This is a genomic window from Calothrix sp. PCC 7507 (assembly GCF_000316575.1).
Lineage (GTDB): Bacteria > Cyanobacteriota > Cyanobacteriia > Cyanobacteriales > Nostocaceae > Fortiea.
This window is the reverse complement of the sequence record NC_019682.1, coordinates 1,532,890-1,548,310: the sequence shown is the minus strand read 5'-3', so window position 1 is coordinate 1,548,310 and position 15,421 is coordinate 1,532,890. Positions and strand designations below refer to the sequence as shown.

Here is a 15,421-nt window from a genome sequence, read left to right as displayed (position 1 = left end):
GTTATTAGAAAAGAATCGCGCAAACGCCTGCTATACAAAAGCTCTAGAATTCAGAAATGGCAAAAGTTTTCGGAGAGTGACAGAAGCGGGGTATTGGCAGGTGAGTAATGGTAGTTCGTTTCTCAGCTTCTGCCTTCATGGGGACTGTATTCAATCAGACTCCCTTTTTTTTCTTGAACATCACCGATTTAGTCTAAACTCCAGTAAGTTGACACAGGTGTACAAAGCTTGTAGCGGGGAAACACCGCCCCTACAGGCTTGGCGATTAAAATCTGTACGTCACTGATCTGACAACCGCTGTATCTATGCGCGCCATCGCTAACATACATCCAGGCGTATTCTCCAAACTCAGATCAGCTGAACCAGTTCCCGCCTGATATTCTCATGAATATTCTTAGCTAATTTTCATCATTTTTTCAGGATTAATTCAGAGCGATCGCTGATTATTAAAGATGTCAGGAGTCAAGAGTCAGGAGTCAAAAGTTATTTTCCCAATGACGCCAGTTTGCTCAAGTCGGGAAACCCGCCCACACAACTGGCTCCCCAATGCCCCATTCCTATCAACGATGAACAAACGCTATTTTTTACAAGCTAGTGTAGTAATAGTTGGTGCAGCGTTGTTACCACAATATTTCACGCGCAGGACGGAAACTATGGCAACTTCTAAAGATACTAAATTTGAAATTACCAAATCTGAGGCTGAGTGGCAAACAACTTTAACACCAGAACAGTTTCGTGTATTGCGTAAACACGGGACTGAACGTGCATTCACCAGCCCACTTGATAAGCAGTATGCTCAGGGTACTTACATTTGTGCTGGGTGTGAATTGCCACTGTTTACATCGGATACCAAATTTAATAGTGGTACTGGTTGGCCTAGCTTTTTTAACCCCATAGAGGGGGCAGTAGGCAGTACTGTAGATAGGTCGTTTCTGATGACCAGAACCGAAATACATTGTAGCCGCTGTGGTGGACATCTAGGTCATGTGTTTAATGATGGCCCTGCACCTACCGGTAAACGCTACTGTATGAACGGCGCGGCTTTAAAGTTTATTGCTGCTTAACTAAATGCGATCGCCTTTCATGATACTTTTCATCAAAAAGCGATCGCATCCTTTTTCATGAAACATCCCCCCTCCCCTTGGACATTTATCCCCACCTTATACTTTGCCGAAGGTATCCCCAACGTCCTCATCGGCACAGTTTCTGTCATCTTCTACAAAAAACTCGGCATAGATAACGATCAAATTACCGCTTGGACAAGTTTTTTGTATCTCCCTTGGGTGATCAAAATGTTTTGGGGGCCACTTGTGGATATTTACTCAACTAAAAGAACATGGATACTTGTCACTCAATTTGCCATGTTTTGTTGTTTGAGCTTAGTCGCCTTATCTTTACAACTGCAAAACTTCTTTTTCATCTCCCTAGCAGCTTTAACACTGGGAGCATTTATATCCGCAACTTATGATATTGCCACCGATGGCTTTTATATGCTGGCTTTAAATGCAGAACAGCAAGCATTTTTTGTTGGTATTCGTTCATTATTCTATCGTCTAGCTGTGTTATTTGGTAGTGGGTTTTTAGTAGTTTTAGCAGGTCGTTTAGAAACTAGCCTCAATAATATTCCTCTCAGTTGGACTATATCTATTGGCTTTTCTGCAGTTATATTTATAATTTTATTTATTTTTCATCGACTTATTTTACCCTTACCCACATCAGATATTCCTAGCCAACTCGAATCAGGCAATATCCCTTTTTGGGAAGTAATTAGAACATATTTCCAACAAGAGAAGATAGGGGCAATTATAGCATTCATTTTACTCTACAGATTGGGCGAAGCAATGCTACTCAAAATAGCATCTTTATTTCTTTTAGAAAAAATAGAAAAGGGAGGATTAGGTATATCAACGGAAGAATTTGGCTGGATATATGGAACTTTTGGCGTACTTTCTCTCATTATTGGTGGCATTTTAGGAGGAATATTAATTTCTAGGTATGGGTTGAAAAAATGCCTATTACCAATGGCTTTAGCTTTAAACTTACCTGATATATTTTATGTATATATGGCTTACACTAAACCATCGTTGCAGTTAGTTTATCCCTTAGTTGCTTTAGAGCAATTTGGCTATGGATTTGGCTTCACAGCTTTTAGTGTTTACTTGATGTATATTTGCCGAGGTGAATACAAAACCTCTCACTATGCCATATCTACTGGACTCATGGCGTTAGGTTTGATGTTACCTGGAGCGATTAGTGGTGCAATTCAAAAAGCCGTAGGATATCCATTATTTTTTGTGTTAGTTTGCTTTCTCACCATTCCTGGAATGATTTCTCTATTTTTCATTCCCTTACAAGCAGAAGCTAACCTTCCCAAGATTTAACAGTGATGACTCGGTTCGTTACACTATTGCTAGCACAATCTATAATACAATACGGTTTAGCTAGAGTCAAAAACCTTAAGTTCCGTAGGTTGGGTTGAGGCTTTGCAAAACCCAACATATCCAAGGATTTGTTGGGTTGAAGAATGAAACCCAAACTACAATTATTATTAACTGAACCGTATTACTTTTTAATATATAAATTTTAAATTACTTATGAGTTATGTTTTAGGAATAGATGGTGGTGGTAGCAAAACTGTTTGTGTATTGATGGATAGAACACGTCAAGTGTTAGGTCGTGGTGAAGCAGGTGCATCTAATTATCAAAGCATAGGTATTCCAGCAACATCGCAATCAATTCAATCTGCAATTCAATCAGCTATAAATAATGCATTAAATATTACAAAACCTATAAAAATTTCAGCGATTTGCTTAGGATTAGCAGGTGTAGGTCGTACAGCAGATATTGAAGTTATTAAAGGTATAGTGCAAGATTTACAGCATAACCAATTGCTATCTATTACCTGGGAATTACCAGCAGCTAATATTCTAATTTGTAATGATGCTTTAATTGCTTTAGTTGGTGGAATTGGTCATAGTGTATGTATTGTGGTAGCTGTAGGTACAGGCTCTATAGTTTTTGGACGAAATCATCGGGGAATTACTAAACGAGTTGGTGGTTGGGGATATATTTTAGGAGATGAAGGTAGCGCTTATAAAATTGCTGTTGCTGGTATGCAAGCGGCTTTAAAAGCCTATGACGGACGGGAGAAAAAAACCAGCCTAGTAGAGTGTTTTCAAAAGTATCTTGACCTAGATAGTATAGAAGATTTAATTGAAGTAATATATCGCCGAGACTGGGGAGTTAACAAGATAGCTAATTTGGCACAAATTGTAGATTTGGTAGCAGCTTTAGGTGACCAGGTAGCGAATCAAATTATTGACGATGCAGTACAAGAATTGGTAAAAGCGACTTCTACTGTAATCGAGGCAATTTTTAATCCTGACTCAATTTTGGAAGTAGTGACAACCGGGAGTGTGTGGAAGAGTCGATGTAAGATGCATGAGAGATTTTCAGCGTCTCTTGTTGAGAAGTTTCCTAGAGTAAAAGTGATTTTTCCCAGGTATGAACCTACCTATGGTGCTGGTTTATTGGCTTTGAAGAAGTTAACTGATAACTGTTGACTGTTAACGACTATAAAAAGTGTTTATATCATTTAGCTAATCATTAATGAAGGGGATAGATGACATTGCATCCATCCCCGAATAGCTGCCCAGATGAAAGAACCTAGAACCCTACATTCAGGTATCTAATAAATCTAGTATCAGCCTAGATATCTCTATCGTCACCCGGATAGATACGGATTTAGTTTTTTCTAAAATCAACCTCACGGCGTAGGTGGGAATTTGTCAAGAGTCAAGAGTCAAGAATTATTCCCTCACTCTTCCACTCCCCCAGTCCCCAGTCTCCAGTCCCCCACGCATTGCTAACAGGGCTGTTCCATAAGCGGCTTCTGTGTTGGCCGACGCTTTTATGCGTACCTTTAAATTCCTTCTACGAATAGCAGCCCAAGTTTTATTGGTAGCACCACCTCCAGCAGTGTAAACATGGGTTAACAGGTCAGCCCCTAGCTGTTGTAATAATTCGTATCCACGTGCTTCTATTCGGGAGATACTTTCTAATAATCCATGCAGAAATTCCACGGGATTATCTGGGCGAGGTGTCAACCGTGGGGGTAGATTGGGGTCGTTAATTGGAAAGCGATCGCCTGCTTTCAACAACGGATAATAATCTAGCGGGCTGGCTTTGGAGCTATCAATCTCGCGACTGAGGCTTTCTAACTCAGCATCAGTGAAAAATTGCCTTAATACTGCACCCCCAGTATTAGAAGCACCACCAGTCAGCCACAAATCACCCAAGCGATGGCTATAAATCCCGTATCGTGAATCTTCAACGCGGGTACGACTCAATAGTTTCAGTACTAGCGTTGAACCCAGAGAAGTCACCGCTTGACCTGGTAATTTCGCACCACTGGCGAGAAAAGCCGCAATACTATCAGTAGTGCCAGCACATACTAGACAATCATCAGGGAAAGCGAACTGCTTGGCAATTTCCGGACGTAATTTGGCAATGGGAGTACCAGGCGGTAGAACTTTGGGTAATTGAATTGTTATTTGCAGCTTTTCTAGCCATTCCGGGTATTTTAACTGTTCAACGTCATAACCCAGCTTTAAAGCATTATGGTAGTCGCTAATACCCAGAACCCCGTGTAGGAGAAATGCTAGCCAGTCGGCTTGATGTAAGAAATATTTCGCTTGACTAAAAGTAGGTAATTGTGACATCCACAGAAGTTTGGCTAGGCTTGAGGTAGCACTCAACACAGTGTGATTGGGGGGAGCGATATTCCTCAAATGCTCTAGCATCACTGATCCCCGCGCGTCGTTGTAGAGTAATGGTGTATCTACAGGCTGGCCATTACCATCGCTCAATAAGACGGTGGAAGAAGTACCATTAATAGCGATCGCTCTAATTTCTCGCCTTAACTCATCAGGGATATAAGTTAACAGGGTTAACAAAGCTGTCTGCCAGCTAGTTACTAAGTCAGAGATAGACGAACTATCCCAAGGGTACCGCACTTCTGCTTGGATACAAGCTTGATCATCAATCACTATCGCCCGTGCGCCAGATGTCCCAAAGTCAATCCCCAGATACAAATCCATAGATTGGTAAATTTTTCTAACGAAGAATAACCAACGACTACCTACTAATCGCTGCTTTTGTTGCATCTTGTAACAAGATAATTCCACAATTAGGCAAAACAGGGAAAAGTAGTAAACGAACCAGTCAAACAATTTTGGATTTTGGATTGACGATTTTGGATTGACCCCGACCACACTTTGGCAGGCTCAGTGACCACAAGGATACTTGGCTCTGAGGATTTTAAATTGAGGATTTTGGATTTGCCCCGCCTACGGCTGTGCATGAACCAAAAAATCTAAAATCTAAAATCTAAAATCTAAAATCTAAAATCTAAAATCTAAAATTCGTAGTCAAAATCTATTGAGTTTAGGAGGTTTCCCACCATGCTGATGTTAGATACTCTGTTCCTCGCTCAAGTGTCTTCCTTGTCAGATACTCAAGTATATATTGCCCTTGTTGTGGCGTTGATTCCAGGAGTTCTCGCTTGGCGTTTAGCCACGGAACTTTACAAATAACCCCACAGTGTGACTGTGACACACTCACCAAACTAACAAACCTGGCATTACGGAGTGAGGTTTCTAGACGATTAAGGCTAAATGCCATCGATTGCTGGAAAACCGCTACTTACGTAGGCCAGGTTTATTTTTTGGCATTCAACACACGTGTAGCATTTTCAAAAAAATGAAGTAATATGGCAGCTAAATCAAGGCTTAATAAACACAATGAACAAGGAACATGGAATAGGCAACACTTCGGCAGAACTTCAATGCATCGCGGGCAATAGGGAAAAGTAAGCCGCCCACTTTCTTGCGTTAAGGCAGTGAGTGGGACGTACCCTGATAGGTGTACGGAGCTAATTCTTCCCCTATTGCCTATTCCCCATTCCCCATTCCCTTAGTTCAGCTTTTTATGGTGTTTCTATTCAATCAGCGAGGTTCTTTCTAGCATCATGAACGCGATTCAACCAACCAGACCCCCGCTACAGCCCATACAAAAACAGCGGGTGACTCCTCGACCAAAGCGTCACCTCCGTCAACGGTCTTACCAGATCATGGCACTGGAGACTACAGCGAAAATAGCGGTTAACCTTGCTGTCTCAGCCGCCGCAATTTCAGCTTTGGTAAAACTTCTGCCCTATCACTGGTTACAGCAAGAAAGATTGCGAGAAATTCGGACTGAAGTTAAGCAGATGGAAGGACGTGTCAATATTTTGCAGACGGAGTTTAGTCGAAACTTCGATCCCCAGCAAAATAAAGTGATTATGCAACAACAAGCATACCGTTTCGAGCCTAACCAGCGTCCGGTGGTGTTGATGAATCAAGACCAGAAAGAGCTAGCACAGCCAGAGTCATCACCTTGAGTACCGTTGTGCGAAATTCAAAATTTAAAAAGCTTATATTGTCAGCTTTTCGCCTATTTTGTAGATTTATTCACTTTGGCGGTATTTCTCACTTGCGTTGTGGCTGCGTATAAACATTGTTATTTTGGCTAAAAATACTAAAAACTGATAGTTAATGGCTAATTTTTGCAGTTTTATGATAATTCTCGTCTAATAGCCGTTGCCAGCATCGTATCGCTAAACTTCTGTTGAAAATTCAACGCAATCATTTTGAATTTTCAATCCCCCAAAGGGATGAATCTAGGGATCAGGATGCTAAGGAAAAAGCAGTTCGTTCAACCAAATGTCAAGTTGTAAAAGCAAGTGGTCACTAGAAATATCCCTTTTACCTTTTGTGGTAGGTAGTTGAGTCATTGCACGGCGATAATCAGCGATCGCACAATTCCAATCACCCCAGAGATGATACGTTCTGCCTCTCTCTGCCCAAATATGACCCTCCAATTGACCGAAAAGCAATGCTATCTCAAAATTCTCGATAGCCTCCTCATATTGCCCCAAATCACGCCAGGTGATGCCGCGATTAATCCAGGCGCGGACATAACTAGGATTTAAATCGATCGCTTGATCGTAGTCGGCGATCGCTGCAGCTAATTCTCCACCGGCGGCGTAATAATTTGCCCGATTATTATAAGCACTCGCCAACTTAGGATTGAGTTGTAGCGCTGTGTTGTAGTCGGAGAGAGCTTTTTGCCTTTCACCGCTTTGAAAATAAATCAGCCCCCGGTTGTTGTAATCAACGGCATTCTGGGGATGACGATCAATGAGTTGGCTTAAAAGGGCGATCGCCTCTCTGTAATCCCCTTCTTGCGCCAACTGTAAAGCACAAGAGCGTAAGTAGCCGTCCCCTAAAGCTGATTCATCACAGCTATTATCTCCGTGTCCCCGATATCTGAAATTACTATTAACTACAAAGTTATATATATAATTTCCCTGATCGCCCGATGCTAAAAATGAGTGATTATTCATGCTGTTTTGACCGATACACTTGTTTTTGAAATCAAATTATAGTTTTTATACTCCTAGTGGTTTTACTAAATCGTCAGTTCTTAATGTGTCTATAATTACTAAAATCAATAATCTTCGGTAACGAGTCGAAGTCTTTGCCTTACACAAATCTATTGATGCTCTAACCCAATCATGGATACTTCATCCCCAAGTCGAATTCCAGAAAAAACAAATATCAATCTTCAAGACTAGTCAGGTAACGAGAGCAACAACTTGGTAAAATGCCAACAAGCCGATCGCTAAAGATGAGAAAAAGGAAAAGGTAAAAGGGGAATGGGTTAAAGAGTTGAATATTTCTTTTCCTCCTCCCCTTAACTTTTCCTCGCTAAGGGAACTTAGCAAACCGCCTCAGTCTTCAATACCCAAAAAAGGCAGAAGGTTTTGTTCTCAAATATGAGAGCGTAATTGTTACGGAGCAAGAGTTTAAGTCCCCCACCAACATCAGAAATTGGCTTAGTTTTTACCCGTCACATAGTACCCTCCTGTCTCCCGTCTCCTCCCTCCCCCCTCCATGTTTTGAGAAAATTTCTTATGAAAACTGCAATTTCCTATTCCAATGCTCCCGATTTAGCCGCGGAAGATTACATTGTGATCGGCTTGGCAACCTGTTTTGTCAAAGAAGACGGCGAAGTTCATCAAATCGAAGTGATAGAACCTATTCCCTCTGCGGCTTTGGAAGCTCTACTCAAAGGGATTCCCACTTCCTATAAGCTTGCTTATGCAACTACCTTGGGCGCTGTGTTGGATGGCGATACACCCTTATTTTCACCAGACTTCCCAGAAACAGCTCAATTAGGTGATGAATTTGTCCCACGGGTGTTTGCAGCTGCTCGTACCTACAAGCGTCGAGAAAGCGCCAAATCCCTGATTCCCGTAGGTACAACTTACACAGAGTTAGCTTATTCAACTGAGCGTAAGCGGGTGTTAAATGCTACTAGAGTGGTCACAAAAGAGGATAATATTAAACAGCACTCCCACACTCACAAAGTCCTTTAATCCCAGGTTGTTATGTTAAAACTTTATGGTGGCACTCGTAGCCGCGCTTCAATTGTGCAGTGGTATTTAGAGGAATTAGGAGTTCCCTACGAATTCGTCAAGCTTGATATGCAAGCAGGCGAACATCGCCAACCTGATTATCTAACAATTAATCCCATAGGTAAAGTCCCCGCAATTATCGATGGGGATTTACGGCTGTGGGAATCAGGGGCAATTTTGCTGTATCTCGCTGATAAGTATGGCAAAAATGCCACTTCCCCAGAAGAACGCGCTATTGCAGCCCAGTGGACTTTATTTGCCAATGCTACCCTCGGCCCAGGCATATTTGGAGAAGCCACTAGAGAAAAGGAAATGCCTCGTTTATTAGCTCCTTTAAATGAAATTTTTGCACGGCAACCTTTTTTGTTGGGCGATGAATTCACCGTTGCTGATGTCGCAGTCGGGTCTATCCTGACTTATATCCCCATCATGTTGAAGCTAGATTTGAGCGCTTACCCAGCCGTATTAGAATACATGACGCGGGTATCCGAGCGCCCCGCATTTCAAAAAAGCATTGGCGGACGCTCTTAATTAATAGCTGGGCATTGCCCAGCCTAAACATTTCTTAACGATAATTGGTAAATTGCAAAGCTACAGGGTAATCTTCTTCTTTCAACCGCTGGATGACAGTTTGCAAATCATCCTTGGCTTTGGCTGTGACTCGCACAGCATCACCTTGAATCGAGGCTTGGACTTTTTTGAATTCATCTCGAATCAATTTGGAAATTTGTTTGGCGATTTCTTGGCTAATACCTTTTTTGAGTTTGATTTCTTCACGTACCCGGTTCCCACTGGCTGATTCAACCTTGCCAAATTCAAAGATTTTTTGAGAGAGGTTACGTTTAGCGGCTTTTTCTCGGAGAATTGTGTGTACAGACTCTAATGTAAAATCGCTGTCGGTACTGACAGTGATGTTATCTTCCCCTAACTCGATAGTCGTTGCAGTATCTTTGAGGTCGTAACGGCTTTTGATTTCTCGCACAACTTGATCGACAGCGTTGACCAGTTCTTGGCGGTCAAAGTCGCTCACAATGTCAAAAGAAAAGGTGGAAGCCATAAAGAATTTTGGATTTTAGTTGGATTTTGGATGTGAGATGAGGAACAGTTATCAGTTAACTGATTTAATTTTGCCTTGATTGTCCTTCTCTTAGCTATTAGCTTGGATGATACTCAAAACAATGAGAGTCCCAGAACTGAGGGAGCCAATAGCAAATGTGAGCGATCGCAATAGGGGTATATTCAAAATATAGAAAATCGAGTATAGAAGCCGAGCCACAAGGAAAGCAAAGGCTGCCGTTGTTGCCAGTGGAGAATTCACGCCTGTGACGTATGCCATCAATGCTGCTGGAGCAAACAACATAAACGCTTCAAAAGAATTTTGATGTGCCCAGGTAGCCCGTTGAGCGTATGGTGGTAACTTATCCAACATGGCACGAGGAGTAGACAAAGCCTCGAATCCAATCTGCACACGCGCATAGGCTACTGGCAAAAAAGGCAGATAAATTAACACTGTAGCCGCAGCAATAGCGTACAAAAAAATATTCATGAGTTATTTGTCATTGGTTATTAGTCATTGGTCATTTGTCATTTGTCATTAACTAAACACATAAGTCCTCCAGCGACTACTCTCTGAGTTCTCTCAAACAGTACTCGCTTTTTTAGGATAAAGGACAAATGACAAACGACTAATCAAAATAGAAAAGCGTCACCACTTTTCTTTGTTCTTCTGCATCTCCACAGGTTTGCAGCAAGGTACGGCTGTCATGAAACGCAAAGCAGATTAATTGCTGGCAACGAGAAACAATCTCTTTGTTGCAAATGTAACTTGCTTCAGCGAGAGATAGATTATCGTTACTGGGATTTTCTACTAGGTGCATGACCTGTTCTAGTTGCTGGCGCGATTCAATCGGCTGACGTTCCAAGCTTTGGGGTAAAATTACCGTCAGCAAGTTAGGGTCAGCTCGCATTGCTCCTCTGATAGCAGCGGAGTTGGTTCCTGTAGCGCCGGAGGTGATAACCCGGTTGCCTGTTAAAACTAAGGCATAGGTCATCATTTCAATCAGATTCTGATGCGTAATTGGGACGTGACGGGAACCCAGCAAGGCAATTCGTTTAGAACCTGTTTGCTGGATTGTCGCCAGTTCTTGCGCTAATGTATCGAGTTTAATGAGGTCTGTTGACTGGCTCAAAGACGGATTTAATCAGATGAAACAACCCAGCTATTTTACCAAACAGAGTGTAGGTGCGAAGCCAAATTGAGTGGGACATTGTTACAATTTTCTGGTTTAGGGTCAAGGGTCAAGGGTCAAGAGTCAAGGGTCAAGGGTCAAGAGTCAAGGGTCAAGGTTATTAATTATTTCTCCCTCATCTCCCTCATCTCCCTCATCTCCCCCAATCCCCAGTCCCCAATCCCCAATCCCCAGTCCCCAGTCCCTATTTTCAAGACAATGCTGCTGCTGGATTTAGACCTAGTTTAGATAGCAGGCGTTCCATGTCAAAATGCTCACCCATTAACTGAGAAATGCATTGCACCTTAATCGGTTCGTGGAGGCGCACTTGACCAAAAGTGCGGTCAACAATTTCCACAGTGGTGAGTGTATCTAAATCGACCGATAAAATGGGAATTTCTAGTTCTTCGGCGCGATTGAGAATAAATGCGGGAGGTGGTAATTGTCCGGTGAGGATGAGGCATTGGGTGGAAGTTTCTAAAGCTGCTTGCTGAATTTCCACGCGATCGCCTCCTGTCACCACTGCCATATTCCGGCGTTTACGGAAATATTTCACAGCAGAATTGACGTTCATCGCACCAATAGCTAGACTTTCGACGAGTAAATCTAAGCGATCGCTCCCACAAAGAACCTCGGCCTTTAATTGCTTGACTAGTTCCCCGACGCTGACACTGCGTAGCAAATCGCTTTTTGGCAAGATTGCTAACACGGGAATACCTTGCTGTTCCAAAAACGGCCGCAAGAGCGTTTCTACAGTGGCTATTTGCTCAGTAGGGATATCATTCAGCACCACACCAATTAAGCGATCGCCCACACGCTCTTTAGCAGATAAAAGTGCTTCCACAGAAAGCAGTGATTTGTAACGAGTTACTAACAGCACACCAGCATCTAATATTTCCGCCGTTTGCAGCAAAGACAAATCAAACAGCTTGCCTTCCTCCAAATCACCAGGCCCCTCTAGCAAAACCAAATCTCCTTGGGAAGTTGGCAAATATTGCTGTGCTAAAGATTGCTGATAATCGGTTTTGTCTTCACCGCGTAGGCGTTTTTGCACACTTAGTTCATCCAAAGCCAGCATTGTGGGTGCAACACGGTTTGCTGGCAGATTGAGGCTGTGAGCAATGAACTGGACATCTTCCTCAACCACAGTACCACTAGACGCATTTAAACACGTACCTAGCGGTTTGCCATAGGTAATATCCAGTCCTTTTTGCTTTAGCTGATGAGACAAACCTAAAACTGTGGCAGATTTACCGCTGTAAGTCTCAGTTGATCCAATCAGCAAATATTTCGCGGATTTTGGCACACATGCACTCCTAAAATTCAAAAGAAAGTAGAACCCAGCTTGGTGTTTCCTAATTTTAGGTCTAACTCAGCCATCGCTGCCGCTACAAACCTTGACTAGAGGAGTCATTGTCCCATTCACAAGAGGTGATAAAGGGCTAGAAACAGGACTTTTTCTCGTAAATAGCACAAACTATAGCCATAATTGCCCAATTATGACTATTAAAGCAATTTATTCATCTACACGCAGCAGTTTACGATAAAAAGCTTGGGAAAAATCCGTTAGGCGATAGCGCTTATAGTTTTCCATAAGTTCAATTAAAAAAGTAATAAACTCGAAACTTGCCATCATGACTTCATAGCTGAGATCAGCTTCGGCATCGAACTGTAATCGGCAACGGGTTAAATCTGAAGGTAAAGTAGCTACATTCCAAGAGGCAACAAAAGGGATATTGTCACCAGATTCTATTTTGCGATGTCCTTCCAAAACACCTTTTTGATAAAGACTAATGGCATAGGGTAAGAAATTACGCCTGTTACCCTGGATGTAAGGTAAGTAAACACTTGCTTGTTGCTGAGTGGCAGGCTGGAGTTGCTCAATAGTCATTGTTAGAGATTCCTCAATTTAGTTGACACCAGGAATGTGAATGGATGTCAATAGTATTCCCAAAAAATGTGTATATACTCACATGAGGAATGGGGAATAGGTTGAGACTTGACTCCGATGACAGAGTATATATGTGCCAGTTGAGTAAGTCCTGGATTAGTTGTGATGATTCAGCGAAGTAGGTAACATGTGTACAGTTGACGAGTGTAACCCTTGAGGTTACGATAAAAATTGATTAAAACATTTAAGCATAAAGGACTGAAGAATCTTTTTGAAGATGATGATAGAAGTGGTGTTCAGCCCAAACACGCCGAAAAATTACTAGACATCCTTGATAGACTTGATGCGGCGATCGATATTGAAGATATGCGATACCCAGGCTCTAAGCTTCACCAGTTAAAAGGTGATCGTAAAGGTGAATGGTCAATATCAGTATCTGGAAATTGGCGCGTGACCTTTGAATTTGAAAACGGTGATGCTTACGTTGTTAATTACGAAGATTACCATTAGAGGAAATGTCATGATACACACCAGAAAACCAAGACATCCAGGTGCTTTAATTAAGCGTCAATATCTAGAACCTTTAGAAATGAGTATCACCCAGCTAGCTGAGATTTTGGGGGTGTCTCGTAAAACAATCTCTGAAATTGTCAATGAACGTGCTGGAGTCACCGCAATTATGGCTCTTAGGTTAGGAAAAGCATTCCAAACTAGTCCAGAACTTTGGTTAAATCTACAATTAAAATACGACCTTTGGAACGCTTCACAAGAGTCTGAAAAATTAAGTAATATATCTCCTATTAATCTATAGACTGGTTAAAAGCTTAACAAACCTAGTGGTTTGTCAATTTTGTTTTGAGGGGTTTTTGGTAGTGCGGGCCGAAAAGCCCGCGTGAGCGAGACGCTCACACTACAGTCCCTCATTTCAACCCTGACAGACTACTAGTTAAAAGCCCACACTCGCCTACAATCTTTGTGGTTGTGGGCTTTGAACGTTTAACCAGGACTTACGCAACTGTCACAAGCAATAACCCTGATTTTAAGGTAGGGGCAATACCTGGGGGAAAGCCGCTTCGCGTCTACATGAATTGCCCCTACTACGTGTATTTTTGCGTAAGTCCTATAGGTAAAAAGCTAGTGTTCAGAAGTGGCAGAATGTCGGGTACAATAGGCCTGCATTGGCTTTTGTGGAAGCTAGAAGCAATAACACCAAAAATTCTGGCTGTTAAAGAATGTATGTTGTGATTGCGATGTTTTTTAACGACTGCCTGCTGTTACTGCCCCATTCCCCATTAAGTAGCCTATGCCAGCGAATTCCTGGCCTGAAAACGATTCTAGTAAAAAGCTTGAGCCTCTCAGCTCTCTGTTGTCTGACCTTTCAGCCACTGAAGAGTCAGTGGTAAATGCAGAACCTGTTTTTTTATCATCCCGGTTTCAAGGACGTAGACGCAAAGCGGCTCTAGTTTTGATACTAGTCTGGGGTGGCACGATCGCCCTGCATTTAGTTTCTTGGGGTGCAATATTCATACTAGGACTGACTACGATTTTAGGCATTCATGCTTTAAAGGTGGTATTTGCCAAACCCCTTCGTCATCCCAAACTTATAGAGGGAGATTTGCCTTTTGTCTCTGTGTTAGTGGCAGCAAAAAATGAGGAAGCGGTAATTGGCAGGTTGGTCAAAAATCTTTGCACTTTGGAATATCCAGATGGGCAGTATGAAGTCTGGATCATTGACGATCATAGCAGCGATCGCACGCCGCAGTTATTGGCTCAATTAGCTCAGGAATACCCCCAACTCAAGGTATTAAGGCGTTCAGCACAAGCTACTGGCGGTAAGTCGGGGGCGCTGAATCAGGTATTGCCGCTAACTAAGGGTGAGATAATTGCTGTATTTGATGCTGATGCTCAGGTGAAACCAGACTTTTTGCAACAGATAATACCTGTGTTTCAAAAAGAACAGGTAGGTGCAGTGCAAATGCGAAAAGCTATAGCCAACGCCCCAGAAAATTTTTGGACTCAGGGACAAATGGCAGAGATGGCCGTTGATACCTATTTACAGCAACAACGCATTGCTATTAGTGGTATTGGCGAACTGCGGGGAAATGGTCAATTAGTCCGACGCCAAGCCTTGGAAAGTTGCGGCGGCTGGAATGAAGAAACCATCACCGATGATTTAGATTTAACCATCCGCTTACATCTTGACAAATGGGACATTGAATGCATGTTCCAGCCAGCGGTAGCAGAAGAAGGGGTGACAACAGCGATCGCCCTTTGGCATCAGCGCAACCGTTGGGCAGAAGGCGGATATCAGCGCTACTTAGATTATGGGGATTTAATTCTCCAAAACCGCATGGGGACTGCCAAAAGCTGGGATTTGCTGGTATTTATGCTGATTATGTATATCTTACCGACAGCAGCAGTACCAGATTTATTAATGGCGATCGCTTGGCATCATCTGCCCATACTCAGCCCCATCACTACACTATCGGTGGCGATCTCATTGCTGGGCATGTTTGCGGGTTTGAAGCAGATCAGTCAACAGCAGGAATTCAATATTTCTGCATATTTTCGCTTCCTAGTGCAAACACTACGCGGCACTGTATATATGCTCCACTGGTTTGTAGTCATGAGCAGCACTACCTTCCGCATGGCAATACAGCCCAAGCGTTTGAAGTGGGTGAAAACTGTGCATACAGGAACAGTAAACAATGAACTTGATAACTGATAACTGATAACTGATAACTGTTGACGAATCATGAGCTATTTTGAAATAATGCATTGTAT

Annotated in this window: 17 protein-coding genes; 10 read left to right on the top strand and 7 right to left on the bottom strand. The window is 42.4% G+C overall.

Features of this window, described 5'->3' with window-relative positions; translation table 11 throughout:
• The first annotated feature begins 566 nt into the window (after positions 1-566).
• The 3 genes from msrB (at position 567) to CAL7507_RS06845 (ending at position 3,563) form a co-directional block, all read left to right on the top strand.
• The gene (gene msrB, locus CAL7507_RS06855) at positions 567-1,064 is read left to right on the top strand and encodes a peptide-methionine (R)-S-oxide reductase MsrB (protein WP_042341226.1); all 498 of its coding nucleotides are present in this window, start codon (positions 567-569) and stop codon (positions 1,062-1,064) included.
• A gap of 57 nt (positions 1,065-1,121) precedes the next feature.
• Positions 1,122-2,381 (top strand): MFS transporter, encoded by a 1,260-nt coding sequence (locus tag CAL7507_RS06850; RefSeq protein ID WP_015127719.1) that lies wholly within the window; start codon positions 1,122-1,124, stop codon positions 2,379-2,381.
• Between the two features lie 213 nt (positions 2,382-2,594).
• The gene (locus tag CAL7507_RS06845; protein WP_015127718.1) at positions 2,595-3,563 is read left to right on the top strand and encodes an N-acetylglucosamine kinase; all 969 of its coding nucleotides are present in this window, start codon (positions 2,595-2,597) and stop codon (positions 3,561-3,563) included.
• 246 nt (positions 3,564-3,809) lie between these two features.
• On the opposite strand, the gene CAL7507_RS06840 is transcribed toward CAL7507_RS06845, so the two are convergent.
• Complete coding sequence (locus tag CAL7507_RS06840; protein ID WP_042341926.1) at positions 3,810-5,099, bottom strand: FGGY-family carbohydrate kinase; 1,290 nt, start codon at positions 5,097-5,099, stop codon at positions 3,810-3,812.
• 405 nt (positions 5,100-5,504) lie between these two features.
• Between CAL7507_RS06840 and psaM the strand changes: the two genes are divergently transcribed.
• Positions 5,505-5,594, top strand: a complete 90-nt coding sequence (gene psaM, locus CAL7507_RS06835; RefSeq protein WP_040630342.1) for a photosystem I reaction center subunit XII — start codon at positions 5,505-5,507, stop codon at positions 5,592-5,594.
• 434 nt (positions 5,595-6,028) lie between these two features.
• A complete protein-coding gene (locus tag CAL7507_RS06830) occupies positions 6,029-6,439 on the top strand; it encodes a hypothetical protein (RefSeq protein ID WP_015127715.1) in 411 nt (136 codons plus the stop codon).
• Between the two features lie 294 nt (positions 6,440-6,733).
• On the opposite strand, the gene CAL7507_RS06825 is transcribed toward CAL7507_RS06830, so the two are convergent.
• Positions 6,734-7,444, bottom strand: coding sequence for a tetratricopeptide repeat protein (locus tag CAL7507_RS06825; protein WP_015127714.1), 711 nt, complete (start codon positions 7,442-7,444; stop codon positions 6,734-6,736).
• A gap of 570 nt (positions 7,445-8,014) precedes the next feature.
• On the opposite strand from CAL7507_RS06825, the gene CAL7507_RS06820 reads away from it, so the two are divergent.
• Together CAL7507_RS06820 and CAL7507_RS06815 are read left to right on the top strand one after the other, a co-directional pair.
• The gene (locus CAL7507_RS06820) at positions 8,015-8,479 is read left to right on the top strand and encodes a hypothetical protein (protein ID WP_015127713.1); all 465 of its coding nucleotides are present in this window, start codon (positions 8,015-8,017) and stop codon (positions 8,477-8,479) included.
• 12 nt (positions 8,480-8,491) lie between these two features.
• Complete coding sequence (locus tag CAL7507_RS06815; RefSeq protein WP_015127712.1) at positions 8,492-9,049, top strand: glutathione S-transferase family protein; 558 nt, start codon at positions 8,492-8,494, stop codon at positions 9,047-9,049.
• A gap of 34 nt (positions 9,050-9,083) precedes the next feature.
• Here the strand turns inward: CAL7507_RS06815 and CAL7507_RS06810 are convergent, their stop codons facing one another.
• From CAL7507_RS06810 to ebsA, 5 genes are all read right to left on the bottom strand, one after another.
• The gene (locus CAL7507_RS06810) at positions 9,084-9,575 is read right to left on the bottom strand and encodes a YajQ family cyclic di-GMP-binding protein (protein WP_015127711.1); all 492 of its coding nucleotides are present in this window, start codon (positions 9,573-9,575) and stop codon (positions 9,084-9,086) included.
• A 90-nt stretch (positions 9,576-9,665) separates the two neighbouring features.
• Positions 9,666-10,064, bottom strand: a complete 399-nt coding sequence (locus CAL7507_RS06805; protein WP_015127710.1) for an MAPEG family protein — start codon at positions 10,062-10,064, stop codon at positions 9,666-9,668.
• A 139-nt stretch (positions 10,065-10,203) separates the two neighbouring features.
• Entirely contained in the window at positions 10,204-10,707 is a 504-nt protein-coding gene (locus CAL7507_RS06800; RefSeq protein ID WP_015127709.1) for a hypothetical protein, read from the bottom strand.
• Positions 10,708-10,957: 250 nt separating this feature from the next.
• Positions 10,958-12,052: a phosphotransacetylase family protein gene (locus CAL7507_RS06795; protein ID WP_015127708.1), complete on the bottom strand. Its 1,095-nt coding sequence runs from the start codon at positions 12,050-12,052 to the stop codon at positions 10,958-10,960.
• A gap of 210 nt (positions 12,053-12,262) precedes the next feature.
• Positions 12,263-12,637, bottom strand: coding sequence for a type IV pilus biogenesis protein EbsA (ebsA, locus tag CAL7507_RS06790; protein ID WP_015127707.1), 375 nt, complete (start codon positions 12,635-12,637; stop codon positions 12,263-12,265).
• 231 nt (positions 12,638-12,868) lie between these two features.
• Here ebsA and CAL7507_RS06785 point away from each other — a divergent pair, with 231 nt between their 5' ends.
• The 3 genes from CAL7507_RS06785 (at position 12,869) to CAL7507_RS06775 (ending at position 15,362) form a co-directional block, all read left to right on the top strand.
• Positions 12,869-13,147 carry a type II toxin-antitoxin system RelE/ParE family toxin gene (locus CAL7507_RS06785; RefSeq protein ID WP_015127706.1) on the top strand — a complete coding sequence of 93 codons (279 nt, stop codon included), beginning with the start codon at positions 12,869-12,871 and terminating at the stop codon, positions 13,145-13,147.
• A gap of 10 nt (positions 13,148-13,157) precedes the next feature.
• Complete coding sequence (locus CAL7507_RS06780; protein WP_015127705.1) at positions 13,158-13,448, top strand: HigA family addiction module antitoxin; 291 nt, start codon at positions 13,158-13,160, stop codon at positions 13,446-13,448.
• 492 nt (positions 13,449-13,940) lie between these two features.
• Entirely contained in the window at positions 13,941-15,362 is a 1,422-nt protein-coding gene (locus CAL7507_RS06775; RefSeq protein WP_015127704.1) for a glycosyltransferase family 2 protein, read from the top strand.
• Positions 15,363-15,421 lie beyond the last annotated feature (59 nt).